The following is a 10,459-nucleotide window of genomic DNA, read 5'->3' on the forward strand; positions in this document are numbered from 1 at the left end:
TTAGCCAGACTCGCCGCCGGACGGGAGCCGCCGCGCGGCCGGATTGAGCGACTCGCCGCGCGGGCGTAGCCATGGATCTTCTTTCCCAGGAGGACCGCATGGCCATCGACCGCGCCTGGCAGGACGTCCGGGCCTTCCACCACGCCTTCAGCCATCCCGCGCCAGAAGCGCCGACAATGCTGTCCGCCGAGATGGCCGGGCGACGGGCGGCGTGGATCGAGGAAGAGGCGCAGGAGCTGCGCGAGGCCACCACCATCGAGGCCCAGGCCGACGCCTTCATCGATGTGATCTATTTCGCGGTCGGCGGCCTGGTGAACCTGGGCGTGCAGCCGGGCCCGCTGTGGGACATCGTCCAGGCCGCCAACATGGCCAAGCTCTGGCCGGACGGAAAGCCCCGGCACCGCGAGGGCGATGGCAAGGTGCTGAAGCCGGAAGGCTGGCAGGATCCCGGGCCGAAGCTGGCGGCGGAAGTGCGCCGGCAGATGGGGCTCTGACCCGCGGTCAGGCGATGAACGCCGCCTGGTGGGCGGAGTCGAAGTACTCGTCCAGGCGGGTGATGCGCCCGTCCTTCACCTGACAGATCACGCAGGCCGGCAGGCTGCGCTCGGCGCCGTCGGACCGGCGGGCGCGCAGCACATGCTGCTGCACGAAGCCGCCGGGAAAGGCGGTCAGGCGGCGCTCGGCATAGCGCCGCTCGGGGTAGTAGCGGATCAGGCCGGAGAGCACCTTCAAGTTCTCGTCCCGGCCCTGGGTCAGGCCGTCGGTGTTGTGCCAGATCGCCACGTCCTCGGCGTAGCAGGCGGCCACCGCGGCGGCGTCGCCGCGTTCGATGGCGTCGAAGAAACGGACGGCGAGGTCGTGCTCTGCGGCGACGGTCATGGCGCGCTCCAAGGGTCTGCGGCGAGTTCAGTCCTGCTTACCCGCGGTAACGCAAGACTTGCGGAACGCGGCGCGCGGCCTAGCCGGGGCCCCCATGATCGGCTAGAAGCCGCGCATGGCCAGCAGCGTTACAGCGGTTCTTCCCGCGTTCGGGCGACTTACCGGCGGCCGCCGGACCTAAGACGGCTGCTCCGGCGGCGACGCATCAGCCGCGCCTCACAGTTCCACGTCCGCGTTCACGCCTTCGCCAAAAGAGCCGCCCCATGATGCTGCGCGACCCCTCGGTCAAATACCGCCCCTTCCCGCAGGTGAATCTGCCCGACCGCCAGTGGCCGTCGCGGGTGATCACCGCCCCGCCCCGCTGGCTGTCCACCGACCTTCGCGACGGCAACCAGGCGCTGGCGGACCCGATGAACGCCGAGAAGAAGCAGCGCTTCTTCGAGCTGCTGGTGAAGATCGGGGTCAAGGAGATCGAGGTCGGCTTCCCCTCGGCCGGCCAGACCGAGTTCGACTTCATCCACGGCCTGGTGCGCGACGGGCGCATCCCGGACGACGTGATGGTCCAGGTGCTGACCCAGTCGCGCCGCGACCTGATCGAGCGCACCTTCGAGAGCCTGGAGGGCGCCCGCGCGGCGACCATCCACCTGTACAACGCCGTCTCCCCCGCCTGGCGCGAGGTGGTGTTCGGCCTTGACCGCGCCGGGGTGAAGGCGCTGGCGGTGGAAGGCGCGAAGATCCTGCGCGAACAGGCCGAAAAGCGCCCCGGCACCGACTGGCGCTTCGAATACAGCCCCGAGACCTTCTCCACCGCCGAGCTGGATTTCAGCCTGGAGGTCTGCGAGGCGGTGATGGACGTGATCCAGCCGACGCCGGACAAGCCGCTGATCCTCAACCTGCCGGCCACCGTCGAGGCCGCCTCGCCCAACATCTACGCCGACCAGGTGGAGTGGATGGGCCGGCATCTGTCGCGCCGCGCGTCGGTGGTGATCTCGGTGCACCCGCACAACGACCGCGGCACCGGCGTGGCGGCGGCGGAGCTGGCGGTGATGGCCGGCGCCGACCGGGTCGAGGGCTGCCTGTTCGGCAACGGCGAGCGCACCGGCAACGTCGACCTGGTGACCCTGGCGCTGAACCTCTACACCCAGGGCGTCAGCCCCGGCCTCGACTTCTCCGACATGGAGACGATCGTGAAGACCGTGGAGTACTGCAACCAGCTGCCGGTGCACCCGCGCCATCCGTACGCGGGCGAGCTGGTGTTCACCGCCTTTTCCGGCAGCCACCAGGACGCCATCAAGAAGGGCTTCGACGCCCAGTCCCGTCGCAACGATCAGCTGTGGAACGTGCCCTATCTGCCGATCGATCCGGCCGACCTGGGCGGCGCCTACGAGGCGGTGATCCGGGTCAACTCGCAGTCCGGGAAGGGCGGCGTCGCCTGGGTGCTGCAGCAGGACAAGGGGCTGAAGCTGCCCAAGCCGATGCAGGTGGACTTCAGCCGCGTCGTGCAGAGGCTGGCCGACGAAACCAGCCGCGAGCTGACCACGGCCGACATCTGGGCGGCGTTCGAGCGCGCCTACCATCTGACGCCCGGCCAGCACTTCGAGCTGGTGGGCTTCGAGGAGACCGGCGCCTCGCGCGCGGACCAGCAGCGGGTGTTCGTCGGCGAGCTGCGCCTGGACGGCAAGGCGGCGACCATCCGCGGCCGCGGCAACGGGCTGATCTCCAGCCTGCTGGCCGCCCTGCGCGACGACTGCGGCCTGACCATCGAGGTCGCCGACTACCAGGAGCACGCCATCGGCGCCGGGACCGACGCCCAGGCCGCCGCCTACGTGCAGTGCCGCACCGCCGACGGCCGCACGGTGTTCGGCGCCGGCGTCGACAGCGACGTCGCCACCGCCTCGGTCAGGGCGGTGCTCAGCGCCGCCAACGGGGCGCTGTCGGGCGGCTGAGAGGCCGCGGAACCCCTCACCCTCCCACGCCGCCTGCTGTCGCAGGCGACGCGGGCCCCTCCCTCTCCCTGTGGGAGAGGTGAACCAAAGCATTGCTGCGACGAGAAAAAACACCTCTCCCATAGGGAGAGGGAGGGGCCCAAGGTCGGCGCGACAGCGCTGAGCTTGGGAGGGTGAGGGGTTCAGACCCCTCCATCTCCGCCAGTCCCCAGGTGCTCGGCCACCGCCTCGATCGCCTCCACCAGCCCCATGCGCTCCACCTGCACGCCCTCCGGCAGGCCGGAGAACAGGCGGGTGGGCGTGGCGGCGTCGAGCATGACGAACACGCCGCGGTCGTCGGCCCGGCGGATCAGGCGGCCGAAGGCCTGGGCAATGCGGGCGCGCGCCAGGCCGTCGTCGTAGCTCTTGCCGCCGAAGCGCTGGCGGCGGGCCTTGTGCAGGATGTCCGGCCTGGGCCAGGGCGCGCGGTCGAACACCAGCAGGCGCAGCGAGCGGCCGGGGACATCGACCCCGTCGCGCACGGCGTCGGTGCCCAGCAGGCAGGCGTCCTCCTCCGCGCGGAAGATGTCGACCAGCGCGCCTACCTCCAGAGGATCGACATGCTGGGCGTAGAGGGCCAGGCCCTTGTCGGCCAGCGGCGCGGCGATCCGCTCGTGCACGGCGCGTAAGCGGCGGATGGCGGTGAACAGGCCCAGCCCCCCGCCGCCCGCGGCCAGGAACAGCTCGCGCAGCGCGGCCGCCACCTGGCGCGGGTCGTCGCGGCCGACATCGTTGACCACCAGGCAGCGGGCGTTGGCGGCATAGTCGAAGGGCGAGGCCAGGCGGATGGTCTTGGGCCGGTCCGGCAGCCGCGCGGCGCCGGTGCGCATCTCGGCCAGGGCGAACGGATCGTCCAGCGTCTGGTCGGCCAGGGTGGCGCTGGTCACCAGCACCCCGTGCGCCGGCGCGATCACCGCCGCGGTCAGCGGCTCGGTGGGGTCGACCCAGTGCCGGCGACAGGCGGCGTCGACCACCCGGCCATAGAGGAAGGTGGCGTCGAACCAGTCGACGAAGTCGGGATCGTCCTCGGCGTCCTCATCGATCGCCCGCAGCATCGAGCGCCAGGCCGGCAGCATCATCCGCGCCCGCCGGTCGAGGCCGCGCAGCGCCCCCTCGATGCGGGCCCGCTCGGCGCCGTTCAGGGTGTCGGCGTCCTCGTCGAGCACGTCCTCCAGGTGGCGGGCCAGGGCCAGCAGCGGGGCCTCGACGGCGCCGAGGGCGGCGGCGGCGGCGCGGGCGGTGTCGCGCACGAGGTCGATGGCCGGCCGGGCCTGGCATTCCATGCCCAGTTCCGAGGACGCGGCGCGGGCGCGCAGCTGTTCCAGCACCGCCACCAGGAAGCCCTCGACCGGCCCCATCGGGCTGACCTCGCCGGTGGCCGGCGCGATGCGGCCCGACCAGCCTTCGCCCGGCAGGGCGGCGGCGGCGCGCACGGCGTCCAGCAGGGCGCGGCGGCTTTCCTCGCGCTCGCCCAGCACCTCCATCAGCCGGGCTTCCAGCCCCCGCCCGCGGCGCCCGCGGCCCTCGGGTCCGCGGATCCAGCGGCGCAGCTCGGCGGCCTCGGCGCCCGAAAGGGCCGCGGCGAAGGCGCTGTCGGCGGCATCGAACAGGTGGTGGCCCTCGTCGAACACGATGCGCTTCAGCGCCGTGGTCTCCCCGTCGCCCTTGGAGCCGCGGGCGGCGCGGGCCCCGTCGAACGCCGCCTGGGTCATCACCAGGGCATGGTTGGCGATCACGAGGTCCGCCCGCCGCGAGGCGCGCACCGCCTTCTCGATGAAGCAGGCCCGGTAGTGCGGACAGCCGGCGTGCACGCACTCGCCGCGCCGGTCGACCAGGTTGCCGGCCCCGGCCTGCAGCGCCGGCGCCGTGGCGAACAGGGTCGGCAGCCAGGCGGGAAAGTCGCCGCCCGTCATGTCGCCGTCGCGGGTCACCCGCGCCCAGCGGGCGACCAGGGCCAGGCCGATGGAATCGCCGTTGCCCAGCGCCGCGCCGTTCACCGCCTCCTGATAGTTCAGCAGGCAAAGGTAGTTCTCGCGCCCCTTGCGCACCACGGCCTTGCGGGCGCGCACCGCGGGGTCCGGAAACACCGCGTGGCTCTCGCGCTCGATCTGCCGCTGCAGGGCGCGGGTGTAGGTCGAGACCCACACCGCCGGGCCGTTGGCCTCGGCCCACAGCGACGCCGGCGCGAGATAGCCCATGGTCTTGCCGACGCCGGTGCCGGCCTCGGCCAGCACCATGCGCGGCTCGCCCTCGCGCAGCCGCGGCTGGAAGGCCTCGGCGGTCTCGGCGGCGAAGGTCCGCTGTGTCGGCCGCGCCTCGTCCAGCCCGGCGCGGGCCAGCAGCTCGCCCAGCCGGCCGGCCGCCGCCTCGGGATCGATCGGCTTGGACCCGGCCTCGCCCGGCGGGGCCTGATCCTCCCATTCGGTGATCCGGCTCCAGACGTCGAGCCCGCCGCCGCGCCAGGCCCGATCGATGGGCGCCGCGCGCAGGGCGCCGATCAACGGCGCCGCCCAGGCCCAGCCGGACCGGCCCATGGTCTCGGCCTGCGCCAGGGCCTCCGCGCGCTGGTTGGCGTTCCAGACCACCACCTCGGCCAGCAGCGCCTGGGCGCAGTCGCGGATCGCCGCCGCCTGCTCGGCCGCGCCGCGCGGCTCGGGGCGTCCGAGCGCAAGCGCCACCCCCGCCGCCGAGGGCGCGCAGAACTGCGCCGGCCGCACGAAGGCCCAGAGCTCCAGCACGTCGAAGATGCGCGGCGAGCGCGGCGGCGCATTCAGCCCCAGCCGACGGGCGGTCATCGCCGCATGCGCCAGCATCACCGGCCCGCCCTCGAGCAGGTCCCGCGCGTGCGGCGGGCGGATCGCCCGCCCCTCGCCGCCGCCGTCGGCCACCGCGGCGCGCGGCCCGGGCAACACCACCAGGGCCGGCGCTAGATCGAGACTCGAGCCCGGCGCGTTCACCCCGCCGGGATAGCCCCTTTCAGCCGAAACAAAAAGGCAACTTCAGCGCTCTGCGACACGACAACCGGGACGCGAACGAACCTTTTCGAAACCACGCCCTGCGACAATCCGTCTGCTCAACGGTCAGAAGGACCTGACATGCAGCCAGCGCAGCCCTTCGGCCGACGCGGTGTCGTCGCCGCGTCGCAGCCCCGGTTCGTTCACCGCCAGGCCGCCGCCCCGCAACCGGCCCAACGCCCCGAGCCCAGCCTCGCGTCGCTGGGCCTTGAACGCCTGGGGTCCGCCGCCGCTCCGGCGGATCACCGGGTGCTGTGGATGCTGTTCAGCGTCCAGGGCCGACTGGCCCAGGGCAGCTATCGTCTGGTCCGCTTCGGCCTGAACGCCTTCGCCATCATCCTGTTCTGGAGCCTGGCCCGATGGGCGATGGAACAGCGTAGCCACGCCGATCTCGGGGTGCTGCTGTTCATCCTCCTGGCGGAACTGACCGCCATCCCGCTGTGGATCTGGACGACCATCGCCATGCAGGTCAAACGCTGGCACGACCGCGACAAGTCGGGAGTCTGGATGTTCATCGGCTTCATTCCGTTCGTCGGCCCCCTGTGGACCTTCGTCGAGCTGATGTTCCTGCCGGGGACACCCGGCCCCAACCGCTTCGGCCCCGCGCCCGGCGGCGACACGGCGGCCGTCTTCGACTAGCGACGGGCGTCTAAGAGCGCCGGTCGATCCGGCGCTGGACGAAACGGAACGGGAACATGCTATAGACGCCGGCATGGACGCTGGCGCTCTGCAGCTGCTCCCGCCGCGGTTCGCGGACTGGTTCGACCGCCGGGGCTGGGCGCCGCGGCCGCACCAGCTGGCCATGGTGGAAAAGGGCCTGGCCGGCCGCCACAGCCTGCTGATCGCCCCCACGGGGGGCGGCAAGACCCTGTCCGGCTTCCTGCCCAGCCTGATCGAGCTGGCGCAGCGACCGCCCGCCAACACCCCGCGCGGCATCCACACCCTGTACATCTCGCCGCTCAAGGCCCTGGCGGTGGACGTCGAGCGCAACCTGCTGAAGCCGATCCTGGAGATGGGCCTGCCGGTGGTGGCGGAATCCCGCACCGGCGACACCGGGATCTCGCGGCGCAACCGCCAGCGGGTCAAGCCGCCCGACATCCTGCTGACCACGCCCGAACAGCTGGCCCTGTTCTGCGCCTGGGAGGGTGCAAGGCTCTATTTCGAGGACCTGCGCTGCGTGATCCTCGACGAGGTGCACGCCATCTGGCCGTCCAAGCGCGGCGACCTGCTGAACGTGCAGCTCGCCCGCCTGCAGACCTTCGCCCCGGCGATGCGCCGCGTGGGCCTGTCGGCGACGGTGGACGATCCCGACGTGATCCGCCGCTGGATGACCCCCACCACGGTGGAGGACGTCGACCTGGTCCGCGGCGTCGGCGGCGCCGCGCCGGTGGTGGATCTGCTGCTGTCCGAAGGCCGCGTGCCCTGGGCCGGCCACACCGCGCAGCACGCCATGCCCGAGGTCTACGAGGCGATCCGGCGCGCCAGGACCGCGCTGATCTTCGTCAACACCCGCTTCCAGGCCGAGTTCGCCTTCCAGGAGCTGTGGAAGCTGAACGAGGACAACCTGCCCATCGCCCTGCACCATGGGTCGCTCTCGGCCGAACAGCGGCGCAAAGTCGAGGCGGCGATGGCGCGCGGCGCCCTTCGCGCCGTGGTCTGCACCTCGACCCTGGATCTCGGCATCGACTGGGGCGACGTGGACCTGGTGATCCAGCTGGCCTCGCCGAAGGGCGCCTCGCGCATGGTGCAGCGGATCGGCCGCGCCAACCACCGGCTGGACGAGCCCAGCCACGCCCTGTTCGTGCCGGCCAACCGCTTCGAGATGCTGGAGTGCCAGGCCGCGCGCGAGGCGATCGCCGAAAACGCCTTCGACGCCGAGCCCTGGCGCGAGGGGGCGCTGGACGTGCTGGCCCAGCACATCATGGGCTGCGCCTGTTCCGAACCCTTCGACCTGGTCGGGCTGTACGACGAGGTCACCACCGCCGGCGCCTATCGCGACCTCTCGTGGGAGGACTACGAACAGGTGGTCGATTTCGTCTCCACCGGCGGCTACGCGCTGAAGGCGTACGACAAGTACCGCCGCATCGTGAAAGGCCAGGACGGCCTTTGGCGGGCGCGCAACGAGGAGACCGTGCGCCGCCACCGGATGAACGTCGGGGCGATCGTCTCGCCGGGCATGCTGGCGGTGCGCATCGGCAACGGCAAGGGCCGCAATCCCGGACGCAAGATCGGCGAGGTCGAGGAAGGCTATCTGGAGGTGCTGGAGGTGGGCGACACCTTCGTGTTCGCCGGCCAGGTCTGGCGGCTGATGGCGGTGACGGGGCTGGACGTGCACGTGATGCCGGCCCCGGGCGAGGACGCCAAGATGCCGTCCTGGGGCGGCTCGAAGTTCGCCCTCTCCACCTTCCTGGCGGCGCGCGTGCGCCAGCTGATGTCCGACGGCGAGCACTGGAAGGTGCTGCCCGCTGACGTGCGCGAATGGCTGGAGATCCAGAAGGACCGCTCGGCGATCCCCGCCGAGGACGAGATGCTGCTGGAGACCTTCCCCAAGGGGCCCCGGCATTTCATGGTCTGCTACCCCTTCGAGGGGCGCCTGGCGCACACCACCCTGGCGATGCTGCTGACCCGGCGGCTGGAGCGCCTGGGCGTGGGGCCGATGGGCTTCGTCTGCAACGACTACGCCCTGACCATCTGGTCGGTGAAGCCGATGGACGGCCTGAACTTCGGCGAGCTGTTCGACGAGGACATGCTGGGCGACGACCTGGAATCCTGGCTGGCCGAAAGCACCATGATGAAGGCGGCGTTCAAGGCCTGCGCCCTGATCGGCGGGCTGATCGAGCGGCGGTTTCCCGGCGAGCAGAAGTCGGGCCGGCAGATCACCTTCTCCACCGACCTGGTCTACGACGTGCTGCGCCGGCACCAGCCGGATCACCTGCTGCTGCGCTGCGCGCGGACGGACGCCGCGCGGGGCATGGTGGACGTGGCGCGGCTGGGCCAGATGCTGGCGCGGGTGAAGGGCCAGATCCGGCATGCGGCGTTGGACCATCTTTCGCCCTTCGCCGTGCCCATGATCCTGGAGATCGGCCGCCAGCAGTCGCCGGGCGCCTATGGCGACCTGATCCTCACCGAGGCCGCCGAGGACCTGATCGCCGAGGCCGTCTCTCCCCAGCGCCTGCCCGGCGAACCCATGGCATAGTTCCCCGATGAGTCTCGCCGAACAGATCTTCAGCTACGCCTTCGCCCGGCGCCCGGACGGATCCCTGGCGGTGATGGTGGCCGAGACCGAGGTGGTGCTGCGCGCCTCAGGGGCCCTGTGGCTGGAGCGCGAGCGCGCGCTGGTGGTGGCCGATCTGCACCTGGAGAAGGGCTCGTCGTTCGCCCGCCGCGGCCAGATGCTGCCGCCCTACGACACGCGCGAGACCCTGGACCGTCTGGAGGCCGAGGTGCGCAGCCTGGCGCCCCGGGCCGTGGTGCTGCTGGGCGACACCTTCCACGACCGCGACGCCGAGACCCGGCTGGCCGGCGACGACGCCGGGCGGCTGGCGGCGCTGGCGGCGGGGCGCGCCCTGGTGTGGGTGGTCGGCAACCACGACGAGGACGGCCCCGCCGTCCTGCCGGGCGAGGTGCTGGCCGACCTCAGCCTGGCGGGCCTGGCGCTGATCCACCAGCCGACGGGCGGCCCGGCGCGGGCCGAGGTCGCCGGCCATTTGCACCCCTGCGCGCGGGTGGCGGGCAAGAGCGCCAGCGTGCGGCGGCGGTGTTTCGTCACCGACGGCGAGCGGCTGGTGCTGCCGGCCTTCGGCGCCTATGCCGGCGGGCTGAACGTCCTCGATCCCGCCTTCCGCCCGCTGCTGGCGCGGCCGCCCCTGGCGGTCGCCCTGGGCCGTGGCCAGGCGCACCCGGTCGGCTGGCGCTCGCTGCGGCCGGACTGAGCCCATGCGAAATCCGTGTCGGCGGGGCGACACGCCTTGTCCGCGCCACAGCTTTCGGTCCAATGGGCGCATGGCCCTCGCGAAGTACCTTGCCCCCGCGCTGCTGCTGATCCCGGGGCTCGCCGCCGCCCAGCCGGCCCCGGCGCCGCCCCCGTCGGCCGCCCACGGCAACGAGGTGGCCGGCGTCACCGTGCCCGGCGGTCCGCCACCGAACGTGACGGCGACCTATCCGGCCGAGGGCGCCAGCGCGCCGCCGGGCGTGATGGTGCTGAAGTTCACCTTCGACCAGGCCATGGACCCGCGCGCCTGGGCCTTCGGCCAGGTGGCCGACGCGGCGTTTCCGCACTGCCTCGGCAAGCCCCGGCTGCTGCACGACAAGAAGAGCTTCGCCCTCCTGTGCACGGTCGCCGGCAAGCAGGCCTACGCCATCCAGCTCAATCCGGACCCGCGCTTCGCGGCGGATGGCGGCCGCTCGGCCAGGCCCTTCGTGCTCCACTTCGCCACCAGCGAACTCGGCGAGACCCGCGACCTGCACACCGCCCTGGACCGGGCCGGGCTGAAGGACGAGGACGAGCCGATCATGGACTGGGACGATGCGGGCAAGGGCGTCTCGGAGAGCCCGCCGGCCCCGGCGGGGTAGGCGACTGGG

General features: G+C 72.3%; 8 protein-coding genes. 6 read left to right on the top strand and 2 right to left on the bottom strand.

The genetic code is table 11. The features are described 5' to 3' along the window. Nucleotides 1–71: 71 nt before the first annotated feature. Nucleotides 72–494 carry an HAD family hydrolase gene (locus ACO2Q3_RS04485; RefSeq protein WP_423305335.1) on the top strand — a complete coding sequence of 141 codons (423 nt, stop codon included), beginning with the start codon at nt 72–74 and terminating at the stop codon, nt 492–494. Nucleotides 495–501: 7 nt separating this feature from the next. Here the strand turns inward: ACO2Q3_RS04485 and ACO2Q3_RS04490 are convergent, their stop codons facing one another. Beyond that, the gene (locus tag ACO2Q3_RS04490; RefSeq protein ID WP_423305336.1) at nt 502–879 is read right to left on the bottom strand and encodes a nuclear transport factor 2 family protein; all 378 of its coding nucleotides are present in this window, start codon (nt 877–879) and stop codon (nt 502–504) included. Between the two features lie 263 nt (nt 880–1,142). Here ACO2Q3_RS04490 and leuA point away from each other — a divergent pair, with 263 nt between their 5' ends. Beyond that, nucleotides 1,143–2,825 carry a 2-isopropylmalate synthase gene (leuA, locus tag ACO2Q3_RS04495; protein WP_423305337.1) on the top strand — a complete coding sequence of 561 codons (1,683 nt, stop codon included), beginning with the start codon at nt 1,143–1,145 and terminating at the stop codon, nt 2,823–2,825. Nucleotides 2,826–3,007: 182 nt separating this feature from the next. Here the strand turns inward: leuA and ACO2Q3_RS04500 are convergent, their stop codons facing one another. Further along, nucleotides 3,008–5,677: an ATP-dependent DNA helicase gene (locus tag ACO2Q3_RS04500; RefSeq protein WP_423305653.1), complete on the bottom strand. Its 2,670-nt coding sequence runs from the start codon at nt 5,675–5,677 to the stop codon at nt 3,008–3,010. 282 nt (nt 5,678–5,959) lie between these two features. On the opposite strand from ACO2Q3_RS04500, the gene ACO2Q3_RS04505 reads away from it, so the two are divergent. The 4 genes from ACO2Q3_RS04505 to ACO2Q3_RS04520 all read left to right on the top strand — a co-directional run bounded on the left by ACO2Q3_RS04505 (nt 5,960) and on the right by ACO2Q3_RS04520 (nt 10,450). Further along, nucleotides 5,960–6,517 carry a DUF805 domain-containing protein gene (locus ACO2Q3_RS04505; protein WP_423305338.1) on the top strand — a complete coding sequence of 186 codons (558 nt, stop codon included), beginning with the start codon at nt 5,960–5,962 and terminating at the stop codon, nt 6,515–6,517. A gap of 73 nt (nt 6,518–6,590) precedes the next feature. Continuing rightward, nucleotides 6,591–9,074: a ligase-associated DNA damage response DEXH box helicase gene (locus ACO2Q3_RS04510; protein ID WP_423305339.1), complete on the top strand. Its 2,484-nt coding sequence runs from the start codon at nt 6,591–6,593 to the stop codon at nt 9,072–9,074. 7 nt (nt 9,075–9,081) lie between these two features. Then, nucleotides 9,082–9,810, top strand: a complete 729-nt coding sequence (pdeM, locus tag ACO2Q3_RS04515; protein ID WP_423305340.1) for a ligase-associated DNA damage response endonuclease PdeM — start codon at nt 9,082–9,084, stop codon at nt 9,808–9,810. A 70-nt stretch (nt 9,811–9,880) separates the two neighbouring features. Continuing rightward, entirely contained in the window at nt 9,881–10,450 is a 570-nt protein-coding gene (locus ACO2Q3_RS04520) for a hypothetical protein (RefSeq protein WP_423305341.1), read from the top strand. The last annotated feature ends 9 nt before the right edge of the window (nt 10,451–10,459 follow it).

The sequence above is a fragment of the Caulobacter sp. KR2-114 genome (assembly GCF_049446115.1).
GTDB lineage: Bacteria > Pseudomonadota > Alphaproteobacteria > Caulobacterales > Caulobacteraceae > Acaudatibacter.

Bases quoted from the DNA above. Each gene is read 5' to 3' on its own strand.
- ACO2Q3_RS04520 (WP_423305341.1), top strand. From the start codon at position 9,881: ATGGCCCTCGCGAAGTACCTTGCCCCCGCGCTGCTGCTGATCCCGGGG.
- ACO2Q3_RS04485 (WP_423305335.1), top strand. From the start codon at position 72: ATGGATCTTCTTTCCCAGGAGGACCGCATGGCCATCGACCGCGCCTGG.
- pdeM (WP_423305340.1), top strand. From the start codon at position 9,082: ATGAGTCTCGCCGAACAGATCTTCAGCTACGCCTTCGCCCGGCGCCCG.
- ACO2Q3_RS04500 (WP_423305653.1), bottom strand. From the start codon at position 5,677: ATGCTGGCGCATGCGGCGATGACCGCCCGTCGGCTGGGGCTGAATGCG.
- ACO2Q3_RS04505 (WP_423305338.1), top strand. From the start codon at position 5,960: ATGCAGCCAGCGCAGCCCTTCGGCCGACGCGGTGTCGTCGCCGCGTCG.
- leuA (WP_423305337.1), top strand. From the start codon at position 1,143: ATGATGCTGCGCGACCCCTCGGTCAAATACCGCCCCTTCCCGCAGGTG.
- ACO2Q3_RS04490 (WP_423305336.1), bottom strand. From the start codon at position 879: ATGACCGTCGCCGCAGAGCACGACCTCGCCGTCCGTTTCTTCGACGCC.
- ACO2Q3_RS04510 (WP_423305339.1), top strand. From the start codon at position 6,591: ATGGACGCTGGCGCTCTGCAGCTGCTCCCGCCGCGGTTCGCGGACTGG.